This window comes from Polaromonas sp. P4_F9, from assembly GCF_056401235.1.
In genome coordinates this window covers 12,876-29,466 of sequence record NZ_JBFUJT010000026.1, presented here as the reverse complement: position 1 = coordinate 29,466, position 16,591 = coordinate 12,876, and the positions used below count along the sequence as shown (strand labels likewise).

The window sequence follows — 16,591 nt, the reverse complement described above, 5'->3', positions numbered from 1 at the left end:
GGTGGCCGATTTCTTCAAATGACATGAGCCTGTTTTTTCCAATCACATTCTTGCAGCTCATTGCAGCTCATTGCAGGTACTCCATGGAACTTCCTCAAGAACCGGGCCGATAGCCTGTTGCAGAATCGGATAAATGATTTGTTCTCCACAGCCTGGAATGCCGTAATATTTAACTCGGCGGCACTGGAGATTCGCGTGAACCAGGCCTGTAGACAGGCAGCAGCCGTCAGGTGCATGAATAGGGGCGAGAGGTGCTGGAAATTTCAGCGGAACAAACGGGAAATCACCGACCTGTGGCTATTCTCACGCAGGTCGAAAAAACCTATCACATGGATTCAATAAGCGTCCCGGTGATCAACGGGGTCGATATTGTGGTGCGCCGTGCATGTTTCACTGTGCTGATGGGCCCATCCGGCAGCGGCAAGACGACCCTGCTCAACATGATCGGATGTATTGACAAGCCTGACAAAGGCGAAGTCATCGTGGCCGACTGCAAGGTAGGCAATTTGACAGACGACGCGCTGTCGGACTTCCGTGCCAAAAACATCGGGTTCATTTTTCAGAACTTCAACCTGCTGCCGGTCCTGAGTGCATACGAAAATATCGAATACCCTTTGTTGCTGGCGGGCGCCTCGGCAAAAAAACGGGGTGAACGGGTCCTTAAATTGCTGGATGCAGTGGGCTTGGGCGACAAGGCAAAGAATTTTCCAGGTCAATTGTCTGGCGGGCAACGCCAGCGGGTTGCAATAGCCCGTGCCTTGGCCCGAAAGCCAAAGTTGGTTATCGCCGACGAACCGACGGCCAATCTGGACAGCCAGACCGGGGCTGCCATTTTGGCCTTGATGCGCAGGATGGTCGAGCGTTATGAAGTTTCTTTTATTTTCTCGTCTCATGACCCCCATGTGATCAATGCCGCAGACGACACGATTTTCCTGACCGACGGAACGATTCGCGGGGTTCGTCGCAAAGGCGCGGATGACGTGCCATGATGACCTTGACCCTGGCGGTGCGAAATCTTTTGCGTAACCGTCGCCGCTCGTTGGCCACCTTGCTGGCTATGGCGATTGGCGCCACCTCGATACTCTTGTTCGGCGGCTTCAGCACCAATGTCAATTACGAGTTGCACACGAGACACGTGCAAAAGGGTGGACATCTGCAGATTCAGCATCGGGATTTTTATCTTTACGGTAGCGGAAACCCGACAGCCTATGGCATTGCCGACTACACCAACATCCTGGCGGCCATTCAAAGCGATGAAGCGTTGCAAAAAATGGTGCTGGTAGCGACACCCACCTTGCAATTTAGCGGTATTGCGGGGAATTACCCAGCAGGTGTGTCCCGGACCATCATGGGGACCGGGTTCGTCGCAGAAGACATCAACCGTATGCGGCACTGGAACGACTTTGATCTACGCACCAAGGCTCCGCTGTCCGCGCTGGAAGGGGCGGCCGCAGATGCTGCCGTCGTCGGTACCGGCGTGGCCAGGGTACTGCAGTTATGCGACGCATTGAAAATTGAGCGGTGCCCCAAGCCCGAAAAGGAGCAGAAGGCCGACAGCCTGGCGCTTCCCGATGACATCGCTCAACTCAGCCTGCAGGAAACACCTGCTGCGTCCGGCGCCACCGGGGCCAATCCACGCAGGATCGAAGTGCTGGTCGTCAACGCTCGAGGCGCACCGAATGTCACCTCCCTGGAGGTAATTCGTGCAGAAGATCAGGGTATCAAGGAGCTTGATGAAGTCTCCCTCATGATGCGTCTTGCGCAGCTACAACAGTTGATCTATGGGCAAACACCGCCCAAGGCAACTTCGATCATGCTCCAGCTGCGCCACTCCGACCAGATTCCGGCGGCAAAGGCGCGTCTGGCGCCTATCCTGGCCAATTTTTCCACCAAACAACCGTTGGCCATGCTGGACTTCCGGGCGCTGAATCCTTTTTATGTCCAGACCATGCTGATGTTCGACACCATATTTGGTTTCGTTTTTGTGCTGATTGGGGGTATCGTCCTGTTCACGGTCAGCAACACCATGAATACCACGGTTGTCGAACGCACCGTCGAGATTGGTACCCTGCGTGCGATGGGCTTGAGACGTTCCGGTATTCTCAGGCTGTTCGTGACCGAAGGCGCGCTGCTTGGCTTATTCGGGGCAGTGATCGGCGTTGTGCTGGCGCTCGTGTTGTCTGTCGTCATCAACCAGATTGGCATGCCCTGGCTGCCTCCCGGCAACGTTGAGTTGGTGCCCTTCACTGTCAATGTCTGGGGTGAAACCGGCATGATCCTTGGCACAACCTTCGGCCTCATCTGCATTGCGATCCTCTCTGCCTGGTGGCCTGCACACCGGGCTGCGCGACTGGACGTGGTCGAGGCCTTGCGTCACGTTTGATGGAGAAAGGCTTAACGAAAGGCTTGACGAATATGAAACGAATAGCCCTGTTTTCATTCCTCTTCGGCTATGGCCTGGCGTGGTCCGCGCCTGGCGCAGAAGAGATCCTCGCTGCCAGCGATGCCATCCGCAATCCAGGACAGCCGTTCAGTGTGACTGTGACGTTGACTGAATTTCAGGCTGGCAAGCAGGTCGACACCAGTACACTTATCAGCTACTCCCGCACGCCAAAGCAGGGTGGCCAATTCGCCAGCTTGACCCGTTTTGTCCTGCCCGCGCGGGATGCGGGAAAACTGATGCTCAAGAACGGCAATGACATGTGGTTTTACGACCCGACCAGTAAGGCGAGCGTTCGCCTGTCGCCGCAACAGCGCTTGCTTGGGCAGGCATCCAATGGTGATGTGGCTACCGTGAATTTGGCGACGGACTACAGAGCGCAGCTGACTGGCGATGAGGAGATCCTCGACGGCGAACGCCGCACACGCAAGGCCCACAAACTCGCGCTTAGTGCATCGTCGCCGAATGTCACCTATGCAAGCATCGAGCTGTGGGTAGATGTTGAAAACAACCGGCCCCTCAAGGCGCGTTTTTTTGCCGAATCGTCGCGCTTGCTCAAAACGGCCTACTATCGCCGGTTTCAGCCCCAGCTCGGCGCAGAGCGCCCGACCGAGACCGTGATCATTGACGGCCTCGATCCCCAGTTGGTCACGCTCATGCGCTTTTCAGACTACAAGGCACGCGCCATCCCTGATACGTGGATGCAGCGAGACTTCCTGCCTCGTTTTCAGCCGGAGTAACCTCATGCGCTTTTTTACCCGTTCCGTTCCCGCTCTCTTTGTCGCGGTTGTGTTGATCCAGGCGCCTGCCTTGGCCGCGGACGCGGAGGCAGACGCCCTGAGTCTGCAAAGCGACACCAGCCCCCCGGCTGAAGCTGCTCGGGACACCAAGTTTTTCGTCGAGGGCGCGATAGGCAACGCCAGCCAGCGTTACTTGCCTGACAGTCGCAACATCGGTCGCGCCTCACTTGATTTCTCGCATTCGGCCCGGCTTGGCCCGGGACTGCGCGCCGTCATTTCGGACCGCCTTGATCACATTTATCCCAGGGACGCGGGCGCTGACTCGACGGTGAACAGCCTGCGCGAGGCCTATTTGAGCTGGCAGCCCGAAGGAGAAAACACGGTCTTGGAACTTGGACGTATCAACCTGCGTTATGGGCCGGGTTATGGCTACAATCCCACCGATTTTTTTCGTGACGGCAGCTTGCGCGTCCTGACTAGCGCCGATCCCCTTGCGCTTCGGCAGAATCGTCTTGGCAGCGTTATGCTGCGTGCGCAACGGCTTTGGAGCGACGGCTCATTGTCGTATGCGTATTCGCCGAAATTGGCCGATCGCCCGAATCCGGATGGCTGGAGCCTTGACCTCGGATCAACCAACAATCGGGACCGCTCCCTGATTGCGCTCGGCACCCAATTTTCGCAGCGCGTCAGCAGCCAGGTGCTGCTATACAAGGAGAGCGGCCTGTCGCCCGCGCTGGGCGCCAATTTGACGGCGTTGATGTCGGACGCAGCGGTAGCTCATCTCGAGTGGTCACGAGGCCGTGAGCCCGATTTGCTGAGCCGAGCCCTGGCTTTGCCGGAAAATAAAGCCACGCGCAATCGCTTTGTCGGTGGCGTCACGTATACCACCTCTGGCAAGTTGTCAGTCACGGCCGAATACCAATACAACGGCTTCGCGATGGGGCAGCCGGCTTGGGCCGCCCTTGGCACTGCGCCCGCTACCCAGGTGGCGTACCTGCGGGAAGCCCTGCGGCTTCTGGAACTGGCGCCCCGCCGGGCCTATCTGATCTACGCCACACAAAAAAGCCTCTGGCTCAAGGATCTGGATCTGACCGCGTATCTTCGGTTTAATCCCGGCGACCGCAGCCGGCTCGCCTGGCTTGAGTTGCGCCACCACTGGCCAAGCTTCGACCTGAGCTTTCAGCTTCAGCAGAACATGGGTCGTGCCAGCAGCGAGTTTGGGATATTGCCCGATCGCCGCATTATGCAAGTCCTGGGAACCTACTACTTCTAGGCGTCCAAGCGCAGGATCCCATAACAAAAAAGCGCGCCGCAATGGCGCGCTTTTTTTGGGGAGTCTTAACTTGGCGCTTTACTTGTTGCGCCTGCGACGCATCAGCGCCAAGCCTGACAGCGCCAGGCCAAGCAGCGCCAATGTGCCGGGCTCAGGCACTTGGTTAACGAAGAGGTTGCCAGAGCCGTCGGCCGTTGCCGTAAAACTTCCCAGCGTAACCCCGCTGAGTGTCGTTGTGACGCCGGTGGTTTCCATATTCAGGAGGAAAGGTGACGGAGAAGTAAAATACGAATTACCGAAGACCGTCGGCGTAAAGAGCAGGTTGACGTCGAAGTCGCCGTTGGCTAGCGCGGGGGAGAAGATACGGGCCTCGCTGTAAGCGTTCAGTACCCCCGTACCGAGCAAAAGGTCGCCGATGCCGTTTTGGTCGGTGTCAATGAAAAGGTTCAATGCAAATGTGCTGAAGATGGCCAAGATACCCGTTCCGTCGATGCCAGCAACGCCAGTGGCGGTGAAGTCCCCTACTATGGAATAGCCGGCTGGAGGAGGGGAGTTCAGATATGCCGCCTGCGTGAAGATGCCGTCCTTGAAACTGGACGCTTGGATTAAGCCGGTCTCCGTGAACGGGTCATCAAAATTCAGTGTTGGACCGACCAGAGTCTGATTGATTATTGCGCTGTAGGAGTAATCAATCGAATCGGCGGTGATGAGGGGTGCCGCCGCCGGCACGCCAACCACAACTGTCTCATTAACCTGGAAGTCAATACCGGTTCCCACAGCAGCTGCCGGACCGCTGGCGATCAATGCAGCAAGGGCAAACGCAATTGACAGTTTGCTTTTCAACATACAGTCCTCCTTAACGAGATGATTTGCAAATGCAGACTGACGAGGTTCGACAGCCCTGCATTTGCGTTGGATGCATGCAAAGCCCGTGCCCAAAGAGAATTACCTAGTATTGACAAGCACTTAGCGATTTATTTCTCGGCCGATGCTGTGACAGTGTAAAAATATTCGACATTAGCTGGCGTCGCAAGGACTACCAGAATGCAGGCGCCTGCATGGCGTCGGCGCCGGGTGCCAAAGCAGGCATAGCCGGCGCAAGCTGCGAGGAACTTTTCATTGAGATATGTCTTGCCGCGGCGCCGCAGACCGACGCAAGCAACCTGAGTCGTCGAGCTCGTCGAGCAGTTTCCACGTGGCAGGTGCCGACGTTGGCGCCACAGGCTGACTCGGCACTTGGCCGCCCTTGACCCGCCTGACGGCTTGCAACTTGAATTCCAGTGCGCACTTGGCCGGTCGTTTCGTTTCGCTCATTTCATTGTCCTGACGCTGATTTTTAACTATCAGAACTATCAGCCAAGAACTTTTTAAGCGACAAGGTTCAAATATCTGGCAAGGCTCAGCGGCGGGTCGCCGCTTTGGAAAAGCGTGCAAATGGCGCCCCATGAAAAAAGGCCCCGTCAGGGGCCTTCTTGCTTGAGCGTTGCCGTACCAACTGGGGTCAGCCTTGGCGCCGCCGCGTCGTAGCGGCCAGTCCCAGCAGGCCGAGCGCCAGCAGGCCGAGAATTCCTGGTTCCGGGACTTGCGTGACGGTGGTCGACGTGCCGATGAACAGTTGTTCATAGCCATTATTTAGATCTCGGCCAACGCAGTCACCTGTACCCGCTGTCCCACCGCTGGTACCGATGGTATCCGGGTCGCAACCCATTTGAAGTTCAATATGAATATCGGTGTAGCCAGCGAAACCGCCCGAGAGCCAAGCGGCAAGGAAGTCGTTCAGTGTAGGTACGTCGATTGCATAGGCTGCCTGGTTGGCACCCAGGTTGTTGTTGATTGGGCCGGTAACAGCGCCCGGAGAAGAGCAGGAAATAGGCACGCTGGCAGCGTCCAGGCAGATCGCACCACCGGAGAGGACGTAATCCGTGCCAACAGGATCAACATTTGATCCCGCCAAAGGATCCGGAAGGCTCGCCGCAGTTGCGTCTATACCGCCGACTGTGAAGCCCCCAGCTGTACCCAGGAACACACCGCCCCCGCCTTCAGTAAACAAGGCGTAATCATTACTCAAATTGCTGAAGGTGAGATATAGCGTGTTCAGGCCATCCCCTGTCAAACTGATTTGCGCCCAGACCGCAAGGTTTTGGTCAGTCGAAGCACCACTGTTGGTTTGGTTGTTGTTGAAGAAAAATATCGGACTTTCGCCATTGAGGAAAGTGGTAAAGGCAGTAAGTGTGCTGTTCCAAATGTCCGAAAAGTAGTTGCTGCCGCTTACCCCGGAAGGCGTCGATAAGGCATCGTCCATCCCGGCGGGATTGGTATTTACCGGTCCGCCGTCGGCGCCGGTGGCGACAACGATCAGGTCCTTGATTGCGCCTGGGGTGGAGTTGACATAATAGAGGCTCCCGGGCCCGGTGCTGCCAGCAATCACGCCTTCAACCTGCAAGGCGTAGGAATTGGCATCGTCGTAGGTCACGTAGCCAGCGCCTGTGAGGTCAAGCGCGGCCTGGGCCGTCCCTGCCATACCTGCCGCCAGCACTGCCGCAACGGCAAGTCGCTGAAATTTTGTGCTTATACCTTTCATGACATCCTCACTTGGGTGAGCCACCGTGTCAGGGAATCTGATCAGCCATGGTATGCCGAACCCAAGCACTCTTCATGCCAGTCAGCTATTCACTATAAAAATCAAAAGCTTGTTCAATTCCAAAGGAACGCATTAGCGGCAGATGTAAAAAAATCCGACAAAATAATGGGAAAGTTCCATCTCGCTTGCAGGCTGCTGGCAGTGACCTTGGCCGCCGTGCCTGCTCTCAAGCCTGCATCAAAGTTGCCAGGTCGCGCCTGAGCGAGCGACTGTGCGGCACTGGCGAAACGCCAACCCGTGCGAAGAAGCCAAAATCGTCTTCGGGCGTCGAATTGGCAATCCGCTCAAAATCACTGGACAACTTCAACGCTTGTTCAAACAGTCTCGGTTCGGTCGAAAAGTGGCGTCCGGCGCGGGCATACCAACGAAAAATCACCGGGGTCATCTGCGGTTGCAAATGCAAACCCAGGTGCGTCGCCGTGAGCCAGATGCGCTGCACGGCGCGACCCAGGTTTACCCAGTCCGCCAGGCCTGCCGGGGGCTGTTGGGGGCGCAGCAAGAGATGCGCGGCGCAGCATAGCGCGGGCAGCAGGTCGAGCTGGATGCGCGGTGCCACGGTGCCCAACAGGTAGCGATTGAAGAACCCCACCCGCGCCCAGCTTTGCATGACCCATTCCATCAGGCGCGCAGTCGCCGGGTCCACGCCGACAGCCTGCTCCGGGATGCGGTCCTTGCTGTAGCGCGCCCGCCACTCGATAACTTCTTTGTGCACTGGATAGGCCTCTGGGCAAGTCAAACGAATTTTCGCGCTGTCCCACAGCAGACCGGCCACCTTCAGGCGTTCACCCCAGGACTCGAACAGTTGCACGCTAAAGCCTTCGCCCGCCGCGTCGATCAGCGCTTGGCGCTGTGTGCCGGTAAGCGGTGTGGTTTTCATCGGTCGGCGCTGAACAGTGCGGGTTTCGATGCAGTCAAACAGTGGGTCCCGAACCAGGGCAGGGTCCTGCGCCAGACTCACGTCATAGACAGGATTGCGGTGTTCTCCGTGAGAAGAAACAGTCCAACTGGTTGTCAGGCCAAAGCCGGATGCCGCAATCCGCATTGTTTCAAGCAGTGCTCCATGGGCGATGTGGCTCGGATGCCCTTCATAGTCATAAAGAATATGGTCGCGTGTATCAAAGCCATGTACCCGAACCCGGTATTCGTCCACAATCTCAAAACGCCACGGTTGTGTGTTGTCACCACTGGGGGCCCAGCGTGCGAGGTCGAGAATATGGGTCAGCTTGTCAAGGCTCACAGGTATTTCCTTGCGTTGAATCAGGGGTCTCATGCGGGTGTCCAAGGCAAATGCACCTGCGGACCCGCAATCGAAGGCAATCCCTATTTTTACTGTAACGGGGCCAAAGGGATGGTCCCCCGGTTATGCGCCAGAGCACAATAACAATACAGGATTTTGCACATCGAGAGCGTTATGGCAGCCCCAATCACCTTTGATTACGACAGCGCGTTCTCGCGCAATATTGGCTGGACTACACAGGCCGAACAGGCCAAGTTAAGAACGTCTCGTATCGCGATTGCGGGGCTGGGCGGAGTGGGCGGCTCGCACTTGCTGACGCTTACCCGGCTAGGGATCAGTCATTTCAACATCTCCGATTTTGACGACTTCGATGTGCAAAACCTGAACCGGCAGGCTGGCGCTTTCATGCCTTTTATGGGGCAGCCAAAAATCGACACGGTCGCCCGCTTGGCGCGCGACATTAATCCAGAAATCGATTTGCGCTTGTTTCCCCAAGGCATCACCCCCCAAAACATCGACGAATTTCTGCGGGATGCCGATGTCTATGTGGATGGCCTGGATTTCTTTGTGCTGCCAGYTCGCCGCATGGTATTTGCGAAGTGCCGGGAAAAGGGTATTCCTGCAATGACCGCAGCACCGCTGGGCATGGGCACTGCATTTCTCTACTTTCGTCCTGATGGCATGAGTTTTGAGGACTATTTCAAAGTGGAAGGGTACGAGTCGCRGGAGCAATACGCCCGTTTCATTGCCGGCCTGTCACCAGCGATGCTTCAACGCGACTACCTGGTTGCGCCCGAATCGGTAAATTTTCAGGAGAAGAGGGGGCCGTCAACCATCATGGCATGCGACCTTTGCGCTGGCGTGATGGGCGCTAATGTCTTGAAGGTGTTGCTGGGGCGGGGCTCCATCAAGGCCGCTCCGTGGGGAATTCACTTCGACGCCTACCATCAAAAGCTTAAATTGACCTGGCGCCCATTTGGAAATTCCAACCCAATACAGCAGGCGCTGCTGAAGTTTATACGCCCCGTGCTACGCGGAAGATCTGGTGCTTGAGGTGCTTGAGCCCGTCCACAAAACTCCGCAAAATTTAAATCGCAGTGGATTCAAACTTGTCTTATTGCTGACAGCTGGGGAAGGAGCTATAGTCAAAGCTCCAAATCCGGTGCAAACATTTGGGCGCATTTTTAGGGGATATGTTATGAAAATTTTTTTTATGACTATTAAAACCGCGTCCCGTTGGGCCGCTCTGGGTGCGTTAGTCGGTCTGCTATCCGCATGTTCCGGTTTTTCGACCGCGTACCCTCCCGCGCCGACCGTCGCCGCCTCCGTTGATTACAACTATATTGTGGGCGCCGGAGACTCGCTCAACATCATCGTTTGGCGTAACCCGGAGCTTTCCCTGACGGTTCCTGTGCGTCCGGACGGCAAAGTGTCGACGCCATTGGTGGACGAGATCGTCGCGCAAGGAAAGACCCCTGTCGAGTTGGCCCGAGAGGTCGAGAAGGCGTTGAGCAAACTGGTGCGTGACCCTGTTGTGACGATTATCGTTACCAGTTTTGTCGGGCCGTACAGTGAACAAATTCGAGTTGTCGGCGAGGCGACCAAACCGCAGTTCTTGCCTTACAAACAAAAAATGACCGTGCTGGACGTCATGATTGCAGTGGGCGGCTTGACGGACTTCGCCGATGGCAACGGGGCATCCATCACGCGTGCTTCGGAGGGTAACAAGCGCTATTCCGTGCGACTCAAAGATCTGATCAAGCGAGGCGACATATCCGCGAATGTTGAAATGAAGCCTGGCGACATCCTGATCATTCCGCAAGGCTGGTTTTAAGGCCGGCGTCCTTTCTGTTTGCTGCTTCGCTTGACGAAGGTATGGCAGCGTTCGCATTCTGCCGCAAGGACCTGATCTGATGGACGAGCTGATTAAGCAATTATTCATCGCTGCCAGAAGCATGTGGAGGCATCGTTGGCTTGGCCTGCTGGTTGCCTGGGGGGGCGCCGCGATTGGTACGTTTGTGGTGCTTTCAGTGCCTGACAAATATGAAGCATCAACCCGTATTTTTGTCGACACGCAGTCCATATTAAAGCCTTTGATGTCGGGCTTGGCGGTGCAGCCTAACGTCGAACAACAGGTGATCATGCTGAGTCGTACGCTCATCAGCCGTCCCAATGTTGAAAAACTCGTGCGCATGGCTGATCTGGATTTAAAGGTCCAGTCCAAGGACGAGCAGGATGCGCTGATTAATAGGATGATGAAAACGCTTCAAATCAAGAACGAGGGCCGCGACAACCTTTACGTGCTTTCGTATCGCGATGCCAGCCCTGACAAAGCGAAGCGGGTAATCCAGTCGCTGGTGTCAATTTTTGTTGAATCCAGCCTCGGTAACACACGCAAGGACTCCAATACGGCCAAGCAGTTTATTGATGAGCAGATTAAAACTTACTTGGCCAAGCTTGAAGAAGCCGAATCGCGTTTGAAGGAATTCAGGGTCAAAAACATTGAGCTTCAAACTGCCGATGGCACCGACATGGCCGGACAACTCGGTGCCTTGGGCAGTAAGTTGAGCCAGGCCCGCCTTGAATTGCGTGAGGCAGAAAACGCGCGCGATGCGGCCAAGCGTCAGTTGGAGGCCGAAAAATCCCAAAACATTGACATCACGTCCCGCAGTCTTCTTCAAGAATCAGCCCTGTCGATTTCGACACCTGAGATCGACGCGCGCATTGACGTTCAAAAACGAAATCTTGATGCGCTGCTGCAGCGCTTTACAGAGGAACACCCTGACGTTGCCGGCGCCAGGCGCCTGATCAAAGAGCTTGAGACACTCAAACTCAAAGAGGTGGATGAATTGCGCAAAATCGCGATGGCCAACCCAACTTCGTCGTCGACCAACACCTTGGTTTATCAGGAACTCAATCGTATCCTGGCCACTTCGGAGGTGCAGGTGRCCGCTTTGCGCGCCAGGGTAGGTGAGTACGATGCGCGTGTCAATCGGGCACGTGAATTGATAAAAACAGCTCCCCAAATAGAAGCTGAATTTACCCAGTTAAACCGTGATTACGCTATCCATAAAAAAAATTACAACGATCTTGTCGCACGTAGAGAGTCGGCTGCGCTGTCAGGCGATTTGACCAGTGCCGCGGGTGTTGCAGACTTCCGTTTGATAGACCCGCCACGCGTGTCACCCAAGCCGGTGGCACCCAACCGTTTGCTGCTGCTGCCCCTCGCGTTTCTGGCCGCATTGGGCGCCGGGCTTGCGGCCGCCTTTATCGCAAGCCAATTGCGTGCCGTCTTTTATGATGGACGCTCCCTGAGGGAGACGGTGGGTTTGCCGCTGCTGGGCATTGTGACACTGGTGATGGACGACGCGGCTGTACAACAGGAAAAATCCGATCTGAAAAAATTTCTGGGCGCTTCAGGCGGGTTGGTTGCAATTTTCATTGCCGGGATGATCGTGTTTTCCATGATGTCCGGGCGGGCGGGATGAATCAAATATGAGTAGCTTGATCGAGCAGGCGGCACAACGCCTGGAGCAGCTTCGCCAGGCGGGTGTTGAGATGCCTGCGACGCCGCCGCCAGTAGCGCAAATGGATGGGGCTGCCCAAAATCCTGTGAGCGAGGCTCAGTCGGCTCCTCTGTCCCGATCGGTTGAAATTGATCTGGCGGCAATGTCGCAAGCGGGCATTGTCAGCCCCAATGCGCCACGATCCCAAATTGCAGATCAATACCGTGTCATTAAGCGGCCGCTCATTAGCAACGCGATGGGTAAAGGCGCATCCGCTATCGCCTATGGCAACCTGATCATGGTGACTAGCGCGTTGCCCGGTGAAGGCAAGAGTTTTACCGCCATCAATTTAGCCATGAGCATTGCCACTGAACTGGATAACACGGTGATGCTGGTGGACGCCGACGTCACGAGTCCCTCTGTGATGAAAGTGCTTGGGCTGCCCGAAAGCCTCGGTTTGCTCGATCTGGTGCAGGGTGAGTCCAAGGACATGGCGAGGATGCTGCTGAAAACAAACATCGACAAGCTGACCATTCTGCCCTCAGGAACGCCCCATGCCCGCGCTACCGAACTGCTGGCCAGTGATGCGATGATCCGGCTGCTGGATGAAATGGCCAAGCGCTATTCTGACCGCATCATTATTTTTGATTCGCCGCCGCTTCTGCTTGCCACCGAGGCGCGGGTGCTGGCTTCCCATATGGGCCAGGTGGTGATGGTCGTGCAGGCTGGAAAGACTCTGCAGGCGGAGGTTCGGCAAGCGCTGGCCACCATTGAGGCATGTCCAGTCAAATTAATGCTGTTGAATAAAGCAAGATCTGATTCCGAAGGAGGGTATGGATATGGGTATGGGTATGGGTATGGGTATAGTTATGGACAAGGTTCGGGCACGAGCAGCAGCAAGCCTGAATACCCTCGGCATCGATCCCAGTCATGATGTGTAGTTTGCTTTCTCTACGGGCGCTGCGAGTCACGGCCAAGTCTATGCCGGTAGCCGCTGGTTTGGTTATGGTGTCGGCTGGCGCTTTTGCTCAGGAGCCTGACTCAGACTCGGGTCCGAAACAGGCTCTGTCGATTGTGCCGCGTGTCTCCGTTACCGAGACATTGACAGATAACGTGCGCCTGAGCAGTGTCGGTCAGCAGTCAGACCTGATTACCGAAATCAGCCCGGGCATCCGCATTATTATGGATGGTGCCCGAGTCAAGGGCTACTTTGACTATGCCTTGAATGCAATTTCCTATGCTAAAAATTCTTCACGCAGCCACACCCAAAACGCACTGAATACGTTTGGTACGCTGGAGGCTGTTGATAATTGGGCCTTTATTGATTTCAGCGGCTCCATTTCGCAGCAGGCTGTGTCTGCCTTTGGTACGCAGTCAATTGACAACACATCGGTCAACGCCAATCGATCCGAGGTTTCAAACTACCGGTTATCACCCTATCTGCGCGGACGTTTGGGCAGTATCGCCAACTATGAGGCACGTTACAGTCGAGCAGTGACGGACAGTGATGCAGCGATAGCTTCTCGTATCACAACGGTCGACAGTGCTATAAGACTCACGGGTGACAGTCCCTTCACGACTCTTGGTTGGTCGGCTGACGCCAGTCAACAACGTGTTGATTTCAGTGCCGGTCGTTCATCCGAAGCGGACCGTTTTGGCCTTGGCTTGTCCTACAGGATTACTCCCCAATTAAGCGTGTCGGCCAATGCCGGGCGTGAAGCCAATAACTACATAAGCTTCGACAAGCGGAGCTACAGCACAAGCGGCTTCGGGGTGAACTGGTCGCCGTCAGAGCGGACCCGCCTGTCCGCTTCACGCGATCGCCGGTTTTTCGGAAACGCTCACAGCCTGAGTTTTGAGCATCGAACGCCACTCACCGCATGGAAATTTACTGATTCGAAGGATGTTTTAACAACGCCCACCCAGCTTGGCATTGCCAGTCGGGGAACCATCTTCGACCTCTTGCAAAGCCAGTTTGCATCTATCGAACCTGATCCTGTGCTGCGTGCGCAGTTGGTGAGTGTATTCTTACAGGCCACTGGTATAAGTCCCGGTACACCAGTCGTCAGCAGCTTCTTGACGTCGGCTGTGTCCTTGCAACGCCGGCAAGATTTGCTGTTTGCGCTCTTGGGCGTGCGAGACACCATCACGTTTATTGCCACGCGAAGCGAAAGCAGCAGGCTTGACACCGTTTCGAGGGCTGTTGATGATTTCACCAGGTCTTCGTTCATTCGACAGCGCGGCTTCAGCGTCAACTACGCGCACCGTTTAACCCCTGATTATTCACTGGGTGTTCTGGCATCGCAGCAAAAAACCTCTGGGGCGGATAGTCTGCAAAACATCTCTGGGGTGAATAGTCTGCAAAACACCACGTTGCGAGCCCTCAACGTCAACGTCACGGGTAAACTGGGTAAGCAGACCGCTGTTTCCGTGGGGCTGCGCCGCGTGGTTGCCAGAGGCGCTTCGCCATACGATGAAACCGCGGTCCTCGGCAGTTTGACTGTTCAGTTTTGACTCATGTATTCCGATTGTTACAGTCATGTATTCCGATTATTACGGATTAAGCAGCAAGCCTTTTCAGCTCAACCCTGATCCGAATTTTTATTTCGGCAGCAAACAACACCGGCGAGCCAAGGCCTACCTCGACTACGGTGTTCAACGAAACGAAGGTTTCATTGTCATCACGGGTGAGGTTGGGGCGGGCAAGACCATGATGGTACGTGGCCTGCTTGCCAGTCTGGACTCCAAAAAAGTCGTAGCCGCCAACCTTGTGACCACCCAGCTGGATGCCGACGACACCCTGCGAATGGTGGCCGCTACTTTTGGTGTGCGGGTTAAAGACGTTTCAAAGGCCGACATGTTGATGGCGCTGGAGGCTTATCTGGTCCACCAGACAAGCCAGGGAAAACGCTGTCTTCTGATCGTCGACGAGGCCCAGAACCTCACAGCCCGGGCGGTAGAAGAATTGCGTATGCTGTCGAACTTCCAGTTGGGCCAACAAGCGCTGCTACAGACGTTTCTGGTGGGGCAGCCCGAATTTCGAACCATTTTGCAAAGCCCCACCATGCAGCAACTCAGGCAGCGCGTTACGGCGACATGCCACATTGGTCCGCTGTCTTCAGATGAAACACAGGGTTATATTGAGCACCGGTTGAAATGTGCTGGTGCGACGGGGCGTCCCACCTTCGATTCAGCCGCTTTTGAAGCAATTTTCAAAGCCTCCGGCGGCATTCCCCGCCGTGTCAATCTGATTTGTGATCGCTTGTTGCTATTTGGTTTTTTGGACAACAAAGACGCTTTTGGTCTTGAAGATGTCAATAAGGTGGTGTCCGACATTGACAATGAATCGGCGGTTCCTTCCAATAAGGCGCTGGAGGAGAGTTCGGCTCCAGCGTTGGCGGGCACGATTTCCAGTCAAATTCACGCCTTGGGTGTTGAGCTACACGACGAGCGCTTGCGCCATCTGGAGGGAAGCGTGTTCCGCCTGGAACGTATCAACCTCGAAATTCTCGGCATACTGCAAAAGCTTCTCGTGGCGGTCAAAAAGATCAGCCAGGAAAGTTCCCAATGAGCATTTCGGGTCCGGTCATCTGTGTTGTGGGTGCACGGCCGAATTTTATGAAAATGGCGCCCATTCTGCGTGCCATGGCCGCCCATGTTCCGCCCCTGCCCGTGCTCTTGGTACACACCGGTCAGCACTACGACAAAGACATGAGTGATCGCCTGTTTGAAGATCTGAGGCTGCCGCGACCGGACATCAATCTTGAAGTCGGATCTGGCACGCACGCGATCCAGACTGCCGAAGTCATGCGCCGGTTCGAGCCTGTTGTTGATGCGCATAAACCCTCCTGCGTGGCGGTGGTCGGTGATGTGAACTCAACGCTGGCCTGCTCTCTGGTTGCGGTCAAAAAGGGTGTGCCGGTAGTGCACATTGAAGCCGGCTTGCGCAGCTACGACCGAGCCATGCCGGAGGAAATCAACCGAATCCTCACGGACCAAATTTCTGACAGGCTTTACACCACAGAGCGCACCGCTGAAGAAAATCTGGCACGGGAGGGTATACCACCAGATCGGGTTTGCTTTGCGGGAAACGTCATGATTGACTCGGTGATTTTTGGCCGGGCAAACGCCCGCAGCGCCAAGGACACCCTGCAAGCCTGCCACATGGACCCCCTGGTTTTGAGTCATCCCATCGGCTATGGCGTGGTCACACTGCATCGACCCTCCAACGTAGACCATCCCGAAACCCTGCGTGCCTTGCTTGGTGTACTCGGTGAGGTTGCTGCCAGCTTGCCGTTGGTGTTTGCCTTGCATCCCCGCACCCGTAGCAACATCGACCGTTTTGGTCTGGCGGCCATGATTGATCCAGCGCGCATGGCGTTGTTATCGCCACTGGGCTACCTTGAGATGCTGGGGCTGATGGCAGGTGCCACTGTGGTACTCACCGACTCGGGCGGCCTGCAGGAAGAAACTACGGCGCTTGGCGTGCCCTGTCTGACGCTGCGAGAAAACACCGAGCGTCCGATCACTGTTGAGCAAGGTACAAATATCCTCGTGGGGCGTAACCGCGATACGATTTTGAGTGCGATACGAGAAATTCTGGACGGACGGGGCAAGCGTGGCCGGGTGCCTGAATTGTGGGACGGTCATGCCGCCGAACGTATCGCGGCTGATCTGTACAAATGGTTGGAGCCGAAACAGACTGCAATGGCCCTGGAATCAGGCAACACATAGATCAATCTCATAGATCAATC

14 protein-coding genes are annotated in these 16,591 nt (G+C 55.8%); 11 read left to right on the top strand and 3 right to left on the bottom strand.

Features of this window, described 5'->3' with window-relative positions:
- Window positions 1–329 precede the first annotated feature (329 nt).
- From AC1DUB_RS20470 to AC1DUB_RS20455, 4 genes are read left to right on the top strand one after another with little or no spacing between them, the layout of a single operon-like run.
- Window positions 330–989 carry an ABC transporter ATP-binding protein gene (locus AC1DUB_RS20470; RefSeq protein WP_477731078.1) on the top strand — a complete coding sequence of 220 codons (660 nt, stop codon included), beginning with the start codon at window positions 330–332 and terminating at the stop codon, window positions 987–989.
- A complete protein-coding gene (locus AC1DUB_RS20465) occupies window positions 986–2,383 on the top strand; it encodes an ABC transporter permease (protein WP_477731040.1) in 1,398 nt (465 codons plus the stop codon). The genes AC1DUB_RS20470 and AC1DUB_RS20465 overlap by 4 nt, the downstream gene beginning before the upstream one ends.
- A 32-nt stretch (window positions 2,384–2,415) precedes the next feature.
- On the top strand, window positions 2,416–3,180 hold the full coding sequence (locus tag AC1DUB_RS20460) for an outer membrane lipoprotein-sorting protein (RefSeq protein ID WP_477731039.1): 765 nt from the start codon (window positions 2,416–2,418) through the stop codon (window positions 3,178–3,180).
- A gap of 4 nt (window positions 3,181–3,184) precedes the next feature.
- The gene (locus AC1DUB_RS20455) at window positions 3,185–4,453 is read left to right on the top strand and encodes a hypothetical protein (RefSeq protein ID WP_477731038.1); all 1,269 of its coding nucleotides are present in this window, start codon (window positions 3,185–3,187) and stop codon (window positions 4,451–4,453) included.
- A gap of 78 nt (window positions 4,454–4,531) precedes the next feature.
- Here AC1DUB_RS20455 and pepA read toward each other — a convergent pair whose 3' ends face one another.
- The 3 genes from pepA to AC1DUB_RS20440 all read right to left on the bottom strand — a co-directional run bounded on the left by pepA (window position 4,532) and on the right by AC1DUB_RS20440 (window position 8,364).
- Entirely contained in the window at window positions 4,532–5,299 is a 768-nt protein-coding gene (gene pepA, locus AC1DUB_RS20450; RefSeq protein ID WP_477731037.1) for a flocculation-associated PEP-CTERM protein PepA, read from the bottom strand.
- Window positions 5,300–5,954: 655 nt separating this feature from the next.
- Entirely contained in the window at window positions 5,955–7,034 is a 1,080-nt protein-coding gene (locus AC1DUB_RS20445) for a PEP-CTERM sorting domain-containing protein (RefSeq protein ID WP_477731036.1), read from the bottom strand.
- Between the two features lie 226 nt (window positions 7,035–7,260).
- Window positions 7,261–8,364 (bottom strand): nitroreductase family protein, encoded by a 1,104-nt coding sequence (locus AC1DUB_RS20440; protein ID WP_477731035.1) that lies wholly within the window; start codon window positions 8,362–8,364, stop codon window positions 7,261–7,263.
- A 141-nt stretch (window positions 8,365–8,505) separates the two neighbouring features.
- Between AC1DUB_RS20440 and AC1DUB_RS20435 the strand changes: the two genes are divergently transcribed.
- The 7 genes from AC1DUB_RS20435 to wecB all read left to right on the top strand — a co-directional run bounded on the left by AC1DUB_RS20435 (window position 8,506) and on the right by wecB (window position 16,571).
- The gene (locus AC1DUB_RS20435) at window positions 8,506–9,384 is read left to right on the top strand and encodes a ThiF family adenylyltransferase (RefSeq protein ID WP_477731034.1); all 879 of its coding nucleotides are present in this window, start codon (window positions 8,506–8,508) and stop codon (window positions 9,382–9,384) included.
- A 145-nt stretch (window positions 9,385–9,529) separates the two neighbouring features.
- Window positions 9,530–10,165 carry an XrtA/PEP-CTERM system exopolysaccharide export protein gene (locus AC1DUB_RS20430; RefSeq protein WP_477731033.1) on the top strand — a complete coding sequence of 212 codons (636 nt, stop codon included), beginning with the start codon at window positions 9,530–9,532 and terminating at the stop codon, window positions 10,163–10,165.
- A 79-nt stretch (window positions 10,166–10,244) separates the two neighbouring features.
- Window positions 10,245–11,819, top strand: coding sequence for an XrtA system polysaccharide chain length determinant (locus AC1DUB_RS20425; protein WP_477731032.1), 1,575 nt, complete (start codon window positions 10,245–10,247; stop codon window positions 11,817–11,819).
- Between the two features lie 7 nt (window positions 11,820–11,826).
- Window positions 11,827–12,771: an XrtA-associated tyrosine autokinase gene (locus AC1DUB_RS20420; protein WP_477731031.1), complete on the top strand. Its 945-nt coding sequence runs from the start codon at window positions 11,827–11,829 to the stop codon at window positions 12,769–12,771.
- A gap of 47 nt (window positions 12,772–12,818) precedes the next feature.
- Window positions 12,819–14,351, top strand: coding sequence for a TIGR03016 family PEP-CTERM system-associated outer membrane protein (locus AC1DUB_RS20415; protein WP_477731030.1), 1,533 nt, complete (start codon window positions 12,819–12,821; stop codon window positions 14,349–14,351).
- Between the two features lie 25 nt (window positions 14,352–14,376).
- Window positions 14,377–15,408, top strand: a complete 1,032-nt coding sequence (locus tag AC1DUB_RS20410) for an XrtA/PEP-CTERM system-associated ATPase (protein WP_477719997.1) — start codon at window positions 14,377–14,379, stop codon at window positions 15,406–15,408.
- Window positions 15,405–16,571, top strand: a complete 1,167-nt coding sequence (wecB, locus tag AC1DUB_RS20405; protein ID WP_477731029.1) for a non-hydrolyzing UDP-N-acetylglucosamine 2-epimerase — start codon at window positions 15,405–15,407, stop codon at window positions 16,569–16,571. Before AC1DUB_RS20410 ends, wecB begins: the two co-directional genes overlap by 4 nt.
- Window positions 16,572–16,591 lie beyond the last annotated feature (20 nt).